The sequence below is a fragment of the Neolewinella antarctica genome, from assembly GCF_011927835.1.
Classification (GTDB): domain Bacteria; phylum Bacteroidota; class Bacteroidia; order Chitinophagales; family Saprospiraceae; genus Neolewinella; species Neolewinella antarctica.
In genome coordinates, this window is sequence record NZ_JAATJH010000001.1 from 13138 (window position 1) to 29878 (window position 16741).

Genomic DNA, 16741 nt, shown 5'->3' on the forward strand with positions numbered 1-16741 from the left:
GGTAAGTATCCATTATGCTAAGTTATTGATTAACCAGCAGCATGACCTCCCCGCCAATCAACCGGATCGCCTCCAACTGCCCCTCGTGCCCGCCACCGTCGGGGGAATTCATCACCATATCCATCTGAAAGGTAAACCGGTCGATCCCACCCAGTGCTGCGGAGTGGCGCACGATTTTTTCCGCCACCTCTTCCGGGCTACCGACCACGAGCGCACCCAGCGGGCCGGCCTGCGCAAAATACCCCGCTTCGGTGATGGGTGCGCCGCCGCGTTCCTTGCCGATCTTATCAAACATCTGTTTATAACCGGGGTAGAAACCCTGGTGGGCGGCTTCGGAAGTCTTGGCTACGAAACCAAGGGAGTGCAAGCCCACCCGCATTTCTGTTTCCGGATGGCCGGAGCGGAGGAATGCTTCCCGGTAAGAATCGACGAGGGGGGCGAAGCGGTGCGTCTGTCCGCCAATCACGGCCACCATCAGCGGCAGGCCCAGCGTACCGGCCCGCACGAAGCTCGCCGGCGTGCCCCCGGCGCCCAGCCAGATGGGTAATTTCTGTTGCTTCGGGCGGGGATAGACGGCCTGTTCGTTCAGTGGTGCCCGAAATTTCCCCCGCCAGGTGACGACTTCTTCGTCCCGTATTTTTAAGAGCAGTTCCAGTTTTTCCTTGAATAGTTCCTGGTAGTCGCTGAGGTTGTAACCGAACAGGGGAAAGGACTCCACGAAGGAACCCCGGCCAGCCACTATTTCCGCGCGGCCGTTGCTAATCAGGTCGAGGGTGGCAAAGTTTTGGAACACTCGCACCGGGTCCGCGGCACTAACGACCGTGACGGCGGAACCCAACAGGATATTCTTCGTCCGGGCGGCAGCGGCGGCCAGGTACATGTGGGCGGCGGAATCAAGGAAGTCGCTGCGGTGGTGTTCGCCGAGAGCAAACAAGTCCAGGCCGGCTTCGTCGGCGGCTACGATGCGGTCGAGTAGGTTGGCGACGGCGGTGGCGTCGTCCTGGTTATTTTGGGTGGCTACGAAACTATCAATTCCTATTTGCATGGGGTGGGGGAGGGTGGACGCTCAATTAATGTAGGCACAACAATCTTAGCCTTGGTTTAGGTTGAATCCCGTAATGAGTGCACGGGGCGCTCACCCAACTACGCTTGCTCAGCTGAATTTCATTGCACTCCCGATAGCTATCGGGACCGCGCACCAAATTATACTGACTTCACCTTTACTAAAGACTGGCGATAGTTGATCCTCCGGAGTACGAGTAATTTAAGCCTTACTTTTATCCTTTCTTGCTAAGACAACAAACCAAACATGCTTCATCAATTACGCTTCCTCGGCTGCCTGGCCGCCGCGTCACTGCTTTTAAACGGCTGCGCGAAGGACACTACCGCTACCACCGAGACCGCCATGATTCCGGGCATCATCCTGGAAAACATGGACACCACCGTTAACCCCCGGGAGGATTTCTACGGGTTCGTCAACGGCAACTGGGTCAAGAACACGGAGATTCCGGAAGACCGCACTTCCTGGGGCGGCTTCGGCGTACTGCGCAAAGCGACCGACGCCGACGTGCTGGCCATCATCGCCGACGCACAAACGTCCGGAAAATACGCGGCCGACACCGACCAGGCTAAGGCGATCGCCCTTTACGAAGCCTACCTGGATACTACGAAGCGCAACGCGCTCGGCCTGGAACCGCTCAAGCAGGATCTGGCGCAACTGGACGACGTGAAAACCGTCGCCGATCTGCAATTGATCATGCAGAACCTGGAAACCTCCATCAGCATTCCCCTGCTCGGCCTGAGTGGATTTCCCGACCTGAACAACAGCAGCGTGAACGCAGCTTACGTTGGCGCCGGCGGTTTCGGTTTGCCGGACCGGGATTTCTATTTGGACGAGGATACCAAAAGCCAGGAGATCCGGGCGGAATACGTCAAGCACGTGTCGCGAATGCTGCAAATGCTGGGTGATGAGGCCTCGGTAGCGGATGCTTCCGCCCGCCGCATTCTGGACCTCGAAAAGCAACTCGCCGAACCCCAACTCGATAAGCTGCAGCAGCGTAACCCGAACAACTACAACAACCCCCGCAGCATTGCCGAATTCCAGGAGATGTTGCCGGCCCTCGACGTGGAGGCACTGATGGCGGCGTTCGATCTGGAAGACGTGGACACGGTCATGGTGACGGAGCTCAAGTACACGGCCGCACTGAACGAATTCTTGCAAAATACTTCCATCGAGGACATAAAAACGCTCGTGCGTTGGTCCACAATTAACGCGAACACCAGCCGGCTAACCACCGAAATCGACGAGGCGAATTTCGAATTCTACTCCAAGTACCTCAACGGCGCCAAGCAGCAACGGCCGATGGACGAGCGCGCTTTGGGCCTCGTGAGCGGCTCCGTCGGGGAAGCCCTCGGTCAACTCTACGTAGACGCCAAGTTCCCGCCGGAGGCAAAAGCCAAGGCCGAACTCATGATCGCCAACATCATCACCGCTTTCCAGAACCGGATCGAAGCACTCGACTGGATGACGGAGCCGACGAAGCAAAAGGCCATCGAAAAGCTCGATAAGTTTACCGTCAAGATCGCTTACCCGGACGAGTGGGAAGATTACTCCAACATGCTGGTCAGCGCCGACAAATCTTACTTCGAAAACCGCAAGGCGGTCGACAAGTGGAACACCGAGAAGAACCTCTCCGAAATCGGCCAGCCCGTCGACAAAAGCGAGTGGGGCATGGCGCCGCAAACGGTAAACGCCTACTTCAATCCGCTCAACAACGAGATCGTTTTCCCGGCCGCCATCCTGCAGCCACCGTTCTACAATTACACGGCCGACGAGGCGGTTAATTACGGCGGCATCGGTGCCGTCATCGGCCACGAGATCAGCCACGCTTTCGACGACCAGGGCTCCCGCTTCGACGGCGACGGCAACCTGATCAACTGGTGGCAGGACGAAGACCTCGAGAATTTTACCGCCCGCGGTAAAGCGCTCGCCGATCAGTACAGCGCCATCGAAGTGATGGACAGCGTTACGATCAACGGCGAGTTCACGCTGGGGGAGAACATCGGCGACCTCGGCGGTGTGCTCGGCGCCTACGACGGCCTCCAGCTTTTCTACGCGGAAAACGGCCGCCCCGAAAACATCGACGGCTACACCCCGGAACAGCGATTCTTTATGAGCTGGACGACCGTCTGGCGGACGTTGCAACGCGACGAGGCGCTGCGCAATCAAGTGAAAACTGACCCACACTCTCCCGGAAAAGTGCGGGCTACGCAGCCTTTGGTGAACATCGATGCTTTTTACGAGGCGTTCGACATTCAGGAAGGGGACGGAATGTGGTTAGCTCCCGAGGAGCGGGTGCGTATCTGGTAAGCTTCTTGAATTTTTGGCGGTGGACCGCCGACATTTTGAGTGGAGGAAGAAGTCGAGCGGGTTGTGCCACTGGGTACGCTGGCTCGCTTCTTCTTCCACTTGCTATTTTATGTCTCCCCGGCGAGCTCCGCTTGTTGCGGGGCCAGGCTGATTTGATGCTCGGGTAACGCATCCGCATTAGCTTAATCGCGCTGAACGTTGCCGCAGTGACATATCCGCCAAAACTAAAGCCGCCATATTATCCACAATAGCCACCGCCCGCGGTAGTACGCAGGGGTCGTGCCGCCCCTTCCCGGAAACCGTCACGTCCTCCCCGGCTTCGTTGACGGAGTCCTGGTCGATGATAATGGTTGCGACGGATTTGAAGGCCGCGCGGAAGTAAATGTTTTCCCCGTTGGAGATGCCACCCTGGATACCGCCACTGCGGTTGGTACGGGTTTTCACGGTGCCGTTCTCGTCGGTGTAGAAAGCATCGTTGTGTTGGCTCCCACGTAGCGTAACGCCCGCGAAACCGGAGCCGTATTCAAAACCTTTGCAGGCGTTGATGCTCAGGATGGCTTTGCCGAGTTCGGCGTGCAGCTTATCGAAAACGGGTTCGCCCCAGCCGGCGGGGACACCTTTGATGACACAGGTGACGAGGCCGCCGATCGTATCACCGTCCTTGCGGACGGACAGAATCTCTTTTTCCATCAACGCCGCCGTTTCCGGATCGGGGCAGCGGACGGGGTTGGACTCGATGAGACTCAAGTCAAGCTCTTCGTGCGTTTTTCCGACGGCGATGCTACCGACTTGGCTCACGTACGTTTTGATGTCGACGCCGAGCGTGCGTAGGTAGAGTTGAGCGACGGCACCGGCGGCAACGCGGGCGGCCGTTTCGCGGGCGCTGGACCGGCCGCCGCCCCGGTAATCGCGCATGCCGTACTTGGCGTGGAAGGTATAATCAGCGTGGCTTGGGCGGAATTTATCGAAGATGTGTCCGTAATCGCGGCTCCGCTGGTCCTTGTTGTAAATGACCATGCCGATGGGCGTGCCGGTTGTCTTTCCTTCGAATACGCCGGAGAGCACCTGGACGCCGTCTTCTTCTTTGCGCTGGGTGACGATCTTACTCTGCCCGGGTTTGCGCCGTGCCAATTCGCCCTGAATGAATTCTTCGTCGAAGTCGATGCCAGCGGGGCAGCCGTCGATGATGACTCCGAGGCCAACGCCGTGGGATTCGCCGAAGGTGGTAATTTTGAAAGCGGTTCCGTAGGTGCTGCCGGCCATGGGGTGGGGGAGTTGGGTGGGCGGCGAAGGTAAGGCGGTAGGGAGATTAGGCGGTAGGCTGGTAGGCTGGTAGGCGGTAGGCTGGTAGGCAGTAGGCGGTAGGCGGTAGGCGGTAGGCTCAGATACTACCGCCTACCGCCTAATTTTCCTATAGCCTACTGCCTAAACCAAATCCCCCTCCAGGTAAACCGCCCGCTCGGCCTTGCGTGCCTCACCGTACCAACATTGGCGATCATAATCAGCGCGTAATGGTGTGTTTTGCTCATTACTGCGAATAACTACGGTTGTAATGGTCTTCGAGCCGTGGCCGGATTCGTTGTGGATATAATCTCCGTTTTTGACGATGTCGACGGCCACGCCGTACCATTTACGGAAGCTCGTGTGGAAATTGACTTCGTACAAGTCCACCCGGCCGGTGTCGTCGTTGCGCACTCGAAACCGGTGCGCCCCGGTGAACCAATTAAATTCACGACATACCCGGGTGCCGTTAAAGTACACCGTTTCGACGCCCGTCAAAAAGTTGTTGCGGACTTCAATGAGGTTGTTTTCGTGTTGGAGGGTTACTAGTTTCATGGGGTAATTAATTAAGCTGGCGAATAATTGAGTACCACAAATAAAGGGGCGCGGCCGCGGGTGCAAAGATGTTGATCGATGAGCCAGCGAAACAACTCGACGAACGCCCGGGCGTGACCCGAAAAACTTTGCTTCTTATTGGATTTACCCGGCACCCGCGTCCTCGCCCTAATCAGAAAGGAGGTTGATGGGGGGACGAGATTTGAAAAACGTTTGACCGAAAGCCTTACCTTTCGCACGGGGAAGCATTCTACCTTTGCCACCCTAACCAAAACGCCCGGCACATGCCACGCCTGACTACCGCATTGCTACTTACTTTTTGCTCGCTTAGCGCCTTTGCGCAATCCGCGGCCGAACCACCCGCCGACTTCTTGCGCAGTATCAATAAATTGTACGTAGTCGTGGCCGTCATCGTCGTCGTGTTCCTGGGTATTGTATTTTATCTGTGGTCGCTCGACCGCAAACTTTCCGTTTTAGAAGACCAAATTAATGATCATGCCTAAAGAAGTTTCGTTTTTAGATAGCGTCAACCGCTATTTCGACATGGCCGCGCCCCACACCGGGCTCGACGCCGGTTTGTTGACCCAAATCAAGATCTGTAACAGCGTTTATCAGGTCCATTTCCCCGTCAAAATAAACGGCGAGGTGAAGGTGATTGAAGCCTACCGGGCGCAACACTCCCACCACCGTAGCCCGACCAAGGGCGGTATTCGGTACTCCAACCACGTCAGTCAGGACGAAGTCGTCGCGCTCGCTACGCTGATGTCCTACAAGTGTGCCATCGTCGACGTTCCCTTCGGTGGCGCGAAGGGTGGCGTTAAGATCAACCCCTGGGAGTACAGTGAAAAAGACCTCGAAAACATCACCCGCCGCTACACGACCGAGCTCATCAAGCGCAAGTTCATCGGCCCGGCCGTCGACGTGCCCGCGCCCGACTACGGAACCGGCCCCCGCGAAATGGCCTGGATCTACGATACTTACCGCGCCTTCCACCCGGACGACATCAACGCCGCCGGTTGCGTAACGGGCAAGCCCGTCAACCAGAACGGTGTCCGTGGACGTACCGAAGCCACCGGCCGCGGAGTTTTCTACGGCATCCGCGAAGCTTGTAACCAGCCCGATCTGATGGAGAAACTGGGGCTCACCATGGGCATCGAGGGTAAAACGATGGTCATTCAGGGCCTCGGTAACGTAGGTTCCCACACGGCGACCATCAGCCAGGACGAAGGTGGCGTCAAAATCATCGGCGTCAGTGAAGTTGAAGGTGCGATCTACAATAAAGAGGGCATCGACATTCACGCCCTGCTCCGCCACCGCGAGCACCACGGAAGCATCCTCAGTTTCCCCGGCGTGCAGATATACGGTAAGGAGAAGCGCCGCGCCGTCATGGAGTTCGAGTGTGACATCCTCGTCCCGGCAGCGCTGGAGAACCAGATCGACGCCGAGAACGCCGGTAGCGTCAGGGCTAAAATCATCGCCGAAGCCGCCAACGGCCCGGTGACGGCTGACGGAGCAGCTATCCTCGCGGAGCGCGGTGTCGTTGTTATTCCGGATATCTACCTTAACGCCGGTGGCGTGACGGTGAGTTATTTCGAGTGGCTCAAAAACCTCAGTCACATGCGTTTTGGCCGTTTGCAGAAGCGTTTCGACGAGCGCGTTTACACGAACATCGTGAAGCAGATCGAGGACACCACCGGCAAGAAGATTAGCCAGCGGGATAAGGATATGATCACCCACGGTGCCGACGAAATCGACTTGATCCGTTCCGGCCTCGAAGAAACGATGATCACCGGCTTCCAGGGTGTGTACGCGATGTACACGAACAACGACGGTATCAAAGACCTACGGACGGCTGCTTTCGCCCTGGCGATCAGCAAAATATCGAGCGACTACATTGCCCTCGGAATTTGGCCATAGTCCGCCGAACGGAAAATATTATACTTTACTTTCGTAAATTTTGAAATAATTGTTGGTGCGGCTATATTTGCCGCTCCAACAATTTTTATTTCCGCCTATGTCAGACAAACTAGATAAGATCGACCTCAACATCCTGCAAATCCTGCAGGACAGCAGTAAAATCACCAACCTGGAGCTTTCCAAACGCATTGGCCTCAGCCCCGCCCCCACGCTCGAACGCGTCAAGAAATTGGAGCAAAATGAAGTCGTGCAGAGCTACCACGCTCACGTCAACCCGGCCGCGATTGGTCTGATGGTCAAGACGTTCGTCCTCGTGAGCCTCGATTGGCGCAAGGACGCCGCGCGGGAGAACTTCCTGGAGCAGGTCAACAACATCGACGAGATCACGGAGTGCTACATCATCACCGGCGAGGCGGATTTCTTAATCAAGATCGTCTGTAAAGATATTCCTACCTACGAGCGCCTGCTGTTCAAGACGCTGCAGCAGATCGATGAGATCGAGCGACTCAAAACTTTGATGACTTTGAGCACGGTCAAAAATTCGAAAAGGCTCCCTTACGATTACGAAGCGGAGGTGTAGTTCGACTGCGGTGCCAGTACGTAATTTTGTCCTAAGTTCGTCGCGAAAACACGGATAATTGGATTGGGCTAGTCGGTACTCAAGCACGGATTAGAACCATGCTTAACCATAAAGTATGCAGGAGTTCGACATCATCGTGATCGGGGCCGGCCCCGGCGGCAGCACTTTCGTTCGTGCGCTGCGGGACAGTTCGTTGCGGATCGCGCTCATCGATAAGGATGAATTTCCCCGCGACAAAATCTGCGGGGATGCCATCCCCGGGACGGCCGTTAGTGTCGGTCGCCGCCTCGATCCTGACTTTTGGCGTGGCTTACCCAGCTTGAATCGAATTAACGGTATTACCGTACAATCTCCCTCCGGAATATCCGCCGGTGCTAGTTACGTCACGGAAGGCTACACCTGTACCCGGCTAAACTTTGATGATTACCTCGTTAAGGCCGCCCTGACCAATCCCCGGCTCACCACTTTCTTTGGTACGCGCGTCAAGAAGATTTTGTGGGAGAAAGGCCAAACGACCGTCGAACTACCGGGAGGGGCCACCCTGACCGCACCGATGGTCGTTGGCGCGGACGGCGCTCATTCCGTCGTGGCCCGGGCCTGTACGGAGACGAGTATGGATCGCGGTCACCACGCTGCCGCCGTTCGTGCTTACTACCGGGGTGTCTCCGGCCTGGACGAAGATCGATTAGCGGCGTACTTACTCACGGACTTCCTACCCGGTTACTTCTGGATTTTCCCCCTCGGTGGTGATTTGTATAACGTTGGTTTCGGTATGCTTTCCCGCCACGTATCGGAGAGCAAAATCGACTTACGCACGGCCCTTGATCGTATCGTGCGCGAATCACCCCTCGCCGCGACTCATTTTGCCGGAGCGGAGCAAGTTTCGAAAAACGAAGGTTTTGGTTTGCCCCTTGGCTCGCGCGTCGTGCCCCGTTCGGGGCATGGCTTCGTATTATTAGGGGACGCTGCCGGGCTAGTGGACCCCGCCTCGGGCGAGGGAATCGGCAACGCAATGATCAGTGCGGAAATAGCTGCGGATGTTGTGCGCTCTGGATTCCAGGAGAGTCGTCTCGACGCGGCATTTCTGAAGGAATACGATCGAAGAGTACAGAAAAGGTTAGGTCTTGGCTTCAAACTAAAATACTGGGGCCAACTGTTAACCGCCGACCGGCCGTGGTTACTGGATGGTGCGATTAAACTTGTCGCCAAAAACAAACTTGCCCTTTGGGCCATAACCAAGCTGGTGTAGTTGACCTCAGCTCGTAGGGGGTTAGATCATTATAAAAGACAATTAGTAATGAAAGTAGGAATCGTCCAGCAGGCAAACGGTGCGGACCGCCAAACTAACTTAGAGCATAGTGCGGGCGCGGCGCGCAGGTGCAAGGACTTGGGGGCGGAACTAGTCGTCCTGCAAGAGCTCCACACCGGTCTCTACTTCTGCCAAACGGAGAACGTCGACGTATTCGACCAAGCGGAAACCATCCCCGGTCCGAGCACCGATTTTTTCGGCAATCTGGCAAAGGAATTGGACGTAGTTATTGTTATCTCCCTCTTCGAGCACCGCGCGCCCGGGCTTAGCCACAATACGGCCGTCGTGATGGAGCGCGATGGTACCATCGCCGGGAAGTACCGAAAAATGCACATCCCCGACGACCCGGCTTACTACGAGAAATTCTACTTCACCCCGGGCGATCTTGGATTCCAACCCATCCAAACAAGCATCGGCAAACTTGGCGTCCTCGTCTGTTGGGACCAGTGGTACCCCGAAGCCGCCCGCCTCATGGCCCTGGCCGGTGCCGAAGTCCTCATTTACCCGACCGCCATCGGCTACGAACTGACCGACGATGCCCCCGAGCGCGGCCGTCAGCGCGACGCCTGGATCATCAGCCAGCGCGGGCACGCCGTGGCCAATGGCTTACCAGTCATCTCGGTAAACCGGACCGGTTTCGAAAAAGACCCGAGTGGCGTTACGGATGGGATTCAGTTCTGGGGTTCGAGCTTCGTCTGTGGCCCGCAGGGAGAATTTCTTTACCAAGCTGGTGAAGATGAAATTACGGAAGCAGTCGTCGAAATCGATAAGAAACGAACGGCGGACGTGCGCCGTATTTGGCCGTTTTTTCGGGACCGGCGGATTGATGCTTACGGGCAGCTTACTAGGCGGTACATTGATTGACCCGTTATTTTACACCTCTGATGAACTTTCAGAAATTCTCGCTTCGCTGAGAATTCTGAAAGATGCATTCGAGGAGAAAATGAAGTCTAGCCTAGCTGTTTTCTCCTCAGATGTATTTTTTGGTGGGACGTAGCGTAGCGAAGTCCCACCAAAAGTTCATCGGAGGTGTAAAACAGCGGTTACGAATTAATAGGAATAAAGAGTATAGAGAAAAGTGAAAGGACGATGAAGCATCGAGATATTACCTCACTCCAACGTCCTTATTCTTACTTCTTTCCTCTATACTCTCCCTTAAAGATCAAACGTAATTCCCTGCGCCAAAGGCAACTCCGTAGAATAATTAATCGTATTCGTCTGCCGGCGCATGTAAGCTTTCCAGCTATCCGAGCCGGATTCGCGTCCGCCGCCCGTTTCTTTTTCACCGCCGAATGCACCGCCGATTTCGGCACCGGAAGTTCCGATGTTGACGTTCGCGATACCGCAATCGGAGCCGGCCGTGCTCAGGAAGAGCTCACTTTCACGCATGCTTGTCGTCATGATGGCGGAGCTCAACCCCTGGGGGACGTTGTTTTGAATCTCGATTGCTTCCTCTAATGTGGAGTAAGGCATGATGTAGAGAATGGGTGCGAAGGTCTCGTGGAGCGGCATTTTGCTCTCCTTGGTGACTTCGAAAAAGGCAGGCTTCACGTAGCAACCACTGACGTAGTTGTCTCCCTCCAGCACGCCACCTTCGACGATGGTCTTCCCTCCTTCCGCTTTGATTTTTTCAATCGCTGATTGGTACGTAGCAACGGAATCCTTATCGATGAGCGGACCAACGTGGTTGTTCTTGTCGAGCGGGTCACCAATGCGGAGTTGACCGTAGGCGGCTTTCAATTTGTCGCGTACTTCGGCGTAACGGGATTCGTGCACGATCAGGCGACGGGTGGAGGTACAGCGTTGACCACAGGTGCCGACGGCTCCGAAGAGGGCACCGGTGAGGACGAGGTTCATGTCGGCTGTTTCGGTGATGATCATGGCGTTGTTGCCGCCGAGTTCTAGTAAAGAGTTGCCGAGGCGGGCACCGACGGTTTTGGCGACGATTTTACCCATCCGGGTAGAGCCGGTGGCGGAGATCAGTGGTACGCGCTTGTCCTCCGTCATCCATTCGCCGACTTGGTAATTGCCGTTGATGAGGCTGGAGATGCCTTCGGGAAGGTCGTTGGCAGCTGCTACCTGCGCCCAAATATTTTGGCAAGCAACACCACACATCGGTGTCTTTTCGGAAGGCTTCCAAACCGTTACGTCGCCGCAAACGATGGCGATCATGCTGTTCCAACTCCACACCGCAACGGGGAAGTTGAAGGCGGAAATAATGCCGACGATACCCATTGGGTGCCACTGTTCGTACATTCGGTGCAGCGGGCGTTCGGAGTGCATCGTGAGTCCGTAGAGCTGGCGGCTCAGGCCGACGGCGAAATCACAAATATCGATCATCTCTTGTACCTCACCGAGGCCTTCCGTCAGGCTTTTGCCCATCTCGTAGCTGACGAGTTGGCCAAGCGCGTCTTTGTGCTTGCGTAGCGCTTCGCCGTATTGCCGAACGATCTCGCCGCGCTGGGGGGCGGGCACGGTGCGCCAGTGTTTGAAGGCTACCTGTGCCTGGGCGATCACGGCATCGTACTGCTCGCGCGTCGTTTCGCTGACGCGGCCGATTTCTCTGCCGTCGACGGGGCTGAAAGAAACGATGTGTTTGGCTTCGTTGTGGTGCCCTTGCTGGCCCGTGCTGGTGCCGGAGTTGTCTTCGTGGAGGCCGAGTTCTTTGAGGAAATCTTTGTTCATGATCTTGTTATGTGTTGGTTGGGTGGCGCGAAGTTACGTTTTTTCGGGGTGCACTACCGTACCGCAATGCCTGAGGATGAAAGTCGCAGGGTTGCTCGGGATTTGGGGCGCGGTCGCAGGTGCAAAGTTGATCGGACGGCAGCACAACCGACGAAAGTGAAAATTCGTTAACTTTAAACTATGACAGCAACGCCAACGCAAGATGTCGTCTATCAGGAGATAGACTTTGGGGCCAGCGGCCGGACCACTTTCCGTTATACGCTGGATCGCTATAATGCGGCCATTGAGGCGGGGATTTTGACGGAAGAGGATAGTGTCGAACTGATTTTTGGATACCTAATTGAAGCTATGCCCATCGGACAAAGACACGAAGATTGTATCGATGACTTGATTGATCTTTTTAACCCCCTCTATCGGAAAACGCACCGGTGCCGGGCTCAGAATTCAATAAACCTGCTGAATAACTCCGCGCCGGAGCCAGATTTTGCGCTGGTAAGTCGACAACGGTACAGCGCTCATCCTGGGAAACCTCTTGCTGATGATGTGGATCTCTTAATCGAAGTATCCGACAGTACGCTAAACTTCGACCGAACGACGAAGGCGAGACTATACGCCTTAGCCGGAATCAAAGAATACTGGATCGTCAACCTTCAACAGGATAGGGTAGAGGTCTATCTGGAGCCGGACGTCGCCGCGGGTGTCCACAGCGACGTAAGAAGGTATGCGTTGGGGGATACATTCAAAAGTCCTTTCTGCGGAGAAATGCAAGTGAGTAAGCTGATTCCAGGTTGAAATTCCTCTGTCAGCTAAGTAGATATTTCGAATGGTAGATAGTGTGACCAGTAGGTGATTTAACGATCGGAAGTTTTGCCCGTGGCTTTATCAAATCAACCCCACCAAATAAAATTGTACCTTTGCGTCAAATTTCAGGGCCTCCCCGGTTTACGTTGACGTATCTTATAGCTAACTACGTCCCCCGATAGCAAAGTGGTAAACCATGCGCCCGTTCCACAAATCCCCTGCACCTGTCCCGACTTAGTCGGGACGCAAAAAAATAGCAGGGGAACTAAAACTGGCCACATGACCACCTACCAGGAATCCGACCTCCGCGACGAACTCAAACGCGCCGTTGCCGACCTCGGCTTCATCACCCCCACCCCCGTCCAGGCGGAAGCCATTCCCTTGATTCTTGCCGACGGCAGCCGCGACCTCGTCGCCCTCGCCCGCACCGGAACCGGTAAAACGGCCGGATTCGGATTACCCGTCGTCAACGACATCGACACAGACCTCGACGCCGTTCAGGCACTGATCCTCTGCCCGACCCGCGAGCTCTGCCTGCAAATCGCCCGCGACATTTCCGGCTACGCAAAGTACCGTAAGGACGTCAAGGTAACCGCCGTTTACGGTGGCGCACCGATCACCCACCAGATCCGTGAAATTCGCTCCGGCTCCCAGATCATCGTCGGTACGCCCGGCCGGACGCTCGACCTCATCAACCGCAAAAAATTGAAACTTGAGAACCTCAAACGCGTCGTCCTCGACGAAGCCGACGAGATGCTCAATATGGGTTTCCAGGAAGAACTAAATAGCATTTTGGGCGCTACGCCGGACGACAAGCAGACCCTGCTTTTCTCCGCCACGATGCCGAAGGAGGCCAAAAAGATCAGCCGGGATTACATGACCGACCCCGCCGAAATCAGCGTTGGCCACGAAGACGCCGGTGAGTCAAAAACCGACCACCAGTACTTTAAGGTGAAAGGTAGCAGCCGTTTTGCTCTTCTGCGCCTGCTCATCGAACTCGACCCCGACATGTACGCCGTCATTTTCTGCCGTACCCGTCGCGAGGTAAATGGTGTCGCCGAAGATTTACGTTTCGCCGGCCACGCCGCCGATGCATTGCACGGTGACATGAGCCAAGCTCAGCGCGACGACGTCATGAAGCGTTTCCGCAAGCGCCGTATCCAGTTGCTCGTCGCGACCGACGTCGCCGCCCGTGGCCTCGACGTTCAGGACCTCACCCACGTCATCAACTATAACCTCCCGGATGCACCGGAAGTCTACGTCCACCGTTCCGGCCGTACGGGCCGCGCTGGCAAGGAAGGCATCGCGATGAGCATCATCACCGGCCGCGAAACGCGCAACATCCGCGCGATCGAGAAGTACTCCAACATCACCTTTACTCAACAGCCCGTCCCCAACCAGGAGGAAGTTTACAAGTTGCGTGCGCTGCGCTTCGCCGAAAAGATCAAGGCGGCAACGCTCGACAGCAAAGTGGCGGCTTACCTACCGGAAGTAATCGAATCCTTCGCAGGAATCGAGCGCGAAGAGCTGATCCAAAAGATCCTGGGCTACGGCCTCGGTGAGCTCAGCAAGCAGCTGCAGGGCCAGGGCGACGTGAAGGAAGATAACGCTAAGGAAAAACGCCTCGACAAGGGGGACACGGACTACACCACGCTGTGCGTTGCCGTGGGCCGCAAACAGGGCTACACCGTGCCACAGATCATCGGTATGATGAATCGCCGTTTGCCCGGTAAGAAGATTAACTTTGGCAAGATCGATATCCAGAACAACATCACCTACATCGGCGTGGACAGCAAAGCTGCTCGCAAAGTGGTGGCGGCATTCGAAGGCGCGGAGGACAAAGGCGTTCGGTTAGACGTCAAGGTGTTCGAAGGCGGTACGAACGTGGACGGACCGAGCCGGTCGTACGGTGGTGGCGGTAAGAAGAAGCAGTATAAGCCCGGTAATTTTAAGCCACGGCCTAGCTTCAGTGCTAAGAAGAAGCACCGTAAGGGGTAAGCGCCTTACTCTGAATGTAACGACATAAACACGGAATACCTTAGCAGCGCCGCGCCTCCCCTGGTTGTCGGCGCTGCTTCTGTTTTGAAATCCATCACCTGCTTGACCAGTGGCCCATGCACTGACGTGGCTAGATGGCCAAATCCTCAACTTCCCCGTCCTCCGTATCAGTATTTGAAGAGAAGACTGCCATCCCAAAAGAGAGTGGGCCGATCCGACCGAGGAACATTAGGATGATCAAAATAATCTTCCCCATTACGGTTAGCGTCCCGGTCAGGCCAGCGGATAGTCCGACGGTACCGAGCGCGGAAACGACTTCAAATAGCACTAGGTAAGGATCTTCCTCCTGCACGAGTAGGAGGAGGTAGGTGCCGACGGCTAGCGTAAGCATGTAGAAGAAGAAGTTTGAGGTGGCTAAGCCGACCTTGGCGGGCGGAATAACGCGGCCCATAAACCTAGCCTGAGAATCCCCCCGGAACGTTCCCCGTAGTTGCGCAAATAAGGCGGTGAAGGTGGTCGATTTCATCCCTCCACCCGTACCGGAAGGGCTGGCACCGATGACCATCAGCAGAATAACGGTGAACATGGGGGCAGGGACAATCGCACCAATGTCGTAGGTATTGAAGCCGACGGTAGTGAAGGCGGACATACTCTGGAACAGCGCCGTCATCAGACCCGTTTCTGGCGGCAGTGTTTCGATGTTTGGGTCGCTGAGGTAAAGCACCAGCGCGCCCAGGAGGATCCCCACGAACGTAAAGCGCAGAATGATCCTACTCGTATAAGTGATGTGCGCCTTTTTGTTGGTGATGCTTTCGTAGAAGTCCGTAAATACAATAAATCCAAGCGCGCCGGAAATCGCCAACACGCTGATGAGTAAGTTCAGGCTAAAGTTATTTTGAAACGGAACGAAGCCATCCGAAAACAAACTGAAGCCGGCCGTACAGAAGGCTGAAATGCTGTGAAAAACGCCGTTCCACACTACGTTATCTTCACCGGCGGCGTGAAATACCCAGGCCAGCAGTAAGGCACCGACGGCCTCAATAACGAGCGTGAACAGTACCATACTCTTGATGAAGTGGCCCACGTCAAAGCCCTGTGGTAGACTGAAATCATACGTCAGCAGGTCCGACTGCATCACGGAAAGTTGCCGCTTTCGACTCAGAACGAAGAAGGATCCGAGTGACATGTAACCCAGCCCGCCAATCTGAATGAGCATCAGGATGACCAACTGTCCCCAAAAGGTATAAGCCTGGGATACGTCGAGCGTCGACAGGCCCGTGGTCGATAGCGCGGAGGTCGCAACAAAAAAATTGTCGAGGGAACCAGTACTAAGCGTCTGGCAAAAAGGAGCCTGCAGTAGCAAAAAACCGAGCAACAGCAAAAAAATATAGCCGTAAATCAGTAGCTGCAGGGGATGCAGACGGAGCAGAAATTCTTTCATGGGCTGGGTTTATTGGTGGCTTGAACCCGTGCTGCCTTCGTCAGGTTTGGTAGCCGACGACTCGACTGCCGTGGCAAAGTAAGCACAATACCGTTGCACCACGCATTCACTACATTTTGGGGCTCGAAACGAACACACCCGCTGCCCGTGCCGCATGTAACCCTGGTGGCTGTCGTAGACGCGCTGCCCATCCCAGTCATCCGGCAGGTAGCTTTGTAATAGTCGCGCCGTTTTTTCTAAACTTGACTTCGGCGGGACGACACCCAGGCGCAAGGCAACCCGGTGGTGGTGCGTATCGACGACGAGCGCTTTCATTCGTAAGTAGGAAAAGCTGAGCACCGCCGCACTGGTTTTCGCCCCGACGCCGGGAATCTCCTCCAACCAGGCGCGGGCGTCCGTAACACTGACTTCGTGGATGCCGTCGAGCGATAGTTCGCCGTCGTTGCGTGCGGCCACTTGGCGCAATGCTTCCTGAATACGCGGCGCCTTTACTTCCGGAAAGGTTACTACGCGGATGGCTGCTTCCACCGCCGCCGTGGGGGCGTCGATCACCTCCTGCCAAGTGGGGAATTTCGTACGGAGATTATCAAATCCCGCCCGCGTCACGGCGTTTTTGGTGCGGTGGCTCAGTAGCGCTTTCACCATTTCGGTGAGCGGGCCGCGGTTGGAGAAAGGGATAAACGGAGCACCGTAATGATTGGCCAAAATTTCGTCGACCACGAGGGCGCGTTCGCGGCGTTCTTCATCAGTATCGGTGTCGGGCTTGGGCATAATGTTAGAAGCTACGTTCTTGCGCATTCGTTC

Annotated in this window: 14 protein-coding genes; 8 read left to right on the forward strand and 6 right to left on the reverse strand. The window is 55.8% G+C overall.

From position 1 onward, the window contains the following. Nucleotides 1-22: 22 nt before the first annotated feature. Nucleotides 23-1045, reverse strand: a complete 1023-nt coding sequence (locus tag GGR27_RS00060; protein ID WP_168035356.1) for an LLM class flavin-dependent oxidoreductase — start codon at nt 1043-1045, stop codon at nt 23-25. Between the two features lie 264 nt (nt 1046-1309). On the opposite strand from GGR27_RS00060, the gene GGR27_RS00065 reads away from it, so the two are divergent. Then, nucleotides 1310-3370 carry a M13 family metallopeptidase gene (locus GGR27_RS00065; RefSeq protein ID WP_168035357.1) on the forward strand — a complete coding sequence of 687 codons (2061 nt, stop codon included), beginning with the start codon at nt 1310-1312 and terminating at the stop codon, nt 3368-3370. A gap of 177 nt (nt 3371-3547) precedes the next feature. On the opposite strand, the gene aroC is transcribed toward GGR27_RS00065, so the two are convergent. Continuing rightward, the gene (aroC, locus tag GGR27_RS00070) at nt 3548-4633 is read right to left on the reverse strand and encodes a chorismate synthase (RefSeq protein ID WP_168035358.1); all 1086 of its coding nucleotides are present in this window, start codon (nt 4631-4633) and stop codon (nt 3548-3550) included. 162 nt (nt 4634-4795) lie between these two features. Further along, nucleotides 4796-5206: a hypothetical protein gene (locus GGR27_RS00075; protein WP_168035359.1), complete on the reverse strand. Its 411-nt coding sequence runs from the start codon at nt 5204-5206 to the stop codon at nt 4796-4798. A gap of 284 nt (nt 5207-5490) precedes the next feature. Here GGR27_RS00075 and GGR27_RS00080 point away from each other — a divergent pair, with 284 nt between their 5' ends. From GGR27_RS00080 to GGR27_RS00100, 5 genes are all read left to right on the forward strand, one after another. Then, entirely contained in the window at nt 5491-5709 is a 219-nt protein-coding gene (locus GGR27_RS00080; RefSeq protein WP_168035360.1) for a CcmD family protein, read from the forward strand. Then, entirely contained in the window at nt 5696-7123 is a 1428-nt protein-coding gene (locus tag GGR27_RS00085; RefSeq protein ID WP_168035361.1) for a Glu/Leu/Phe/Val family dehydrogenase, read from the forward strand. Before GGR27_RS00080 ends, GGR27_RS00085 begins: the two co-directional genes overlap by 14 nt. A 97-nt stretch (nt 7124-7220) precedes the next feature. Beyond that, a complete protein-coding gene (locus tag GGR27_RS00090) occupies nt 7221-7703 on the forward strand; it encodes an Lrp/AsnC family transcriptional regulator (RefSeq protein WP_168035362.1) in 483 nt (160 codons plus the stop codon). Between the two features lie 115 nt (nt 7704-7818). After that, the gene (locus tag GGR27_RS00095) at nt 7819-8952 is read left to right on the forward strand and encodes an NAD(P)/FAD-dependent oxidoreductase (RefSeq protein ID WP_168035363.1); all 1134 of its coding nucleotides are present in this window, start codon (nt 7819-7821) and stop codon (nt 8950-8952) included. A 48-nt stretch (nt 8953-9000) separates the two neighbouring features. After that, nucleotides 9001-9876, forward strand: a complete 876-nt coding sequence (locus GGR27_RS00100) for a carbon-nitrogen hydrolase (protein WP_168035364.1) — start codon at nt 9001-9003, stop codon at nt 9874-9876. 291 nt (nt 9877-10167) lie between these two features. On the opposite strand, the gene amaB is transcribed toward GGR27_RS00100, so the two are convergent. Continuing rightward, entirely contained in the window at nt 10168-11697 is a 1530-nt protein-coding gene (gene amaB, locus GGR27_RS00105; RefSeq protein ID WP_168035365.1) for an L-piperidine-6-carboxylate dehydrogenase, read from the reverse strand. A gap of 180 nt (nt 11698-11877) precedes the next feature. On the opposite strand from amaB, the gene GGR27_RS00110 reads away from it, so the two are divergent. Next, complete coding sequence (locus tag GGR27_RS00110; protein ID WP_168035366.1) at nt 11878-12489, forward strand: Uma2 family endonuclease; 612 nt, start codon at nt 11878-11880, stop codon at nt 12487-12489. 288 nt (nt 12490-12777) lie between these two features. Continuing rightward, nucleotides 12778-14496: a DEAD/DEAH box helicase gene (locus GGR27_RS00115; protein WP_168035367.1), complete on the forward strand. Its 1719-nt coding sequence runs from the start codon at nt 12778-12780 to the stop codon at nt 14494-14496. Between the two features lie 130 nt (nt 14497-14626). Here the strand turns inward: GGR27_RS00115 and GGR27_RS00120 are convergent, their stop codons facing one another. Further along, nucleotides 14627-15937: a TrkH family potassium uptake protein gene (locus GGR27_RS00120; protein WP_168035368.1), complete on the reverse strand. Its 1311-nt coding sequence runs from the start codon at nt 15935-15937 to the stop codon at nt 14627-14629. A 9-nt stretch (nt 15938-15946) separates the two neighbouring features. Next, the gene (locus GGR27_RS00125; RefSeq protein WP_168035369.1) at nt 15947-16735 is read right to left on the reverse strand and encodes an endonuclease III domain-containing protein; all 789 of its coding nucleotides are present in this window, start codon (nt 16733-16735) and stop codon (nt 15947-15949) included. Between the last annotated feature and the right edge of the window lie 6 nt (nt 16736-16741).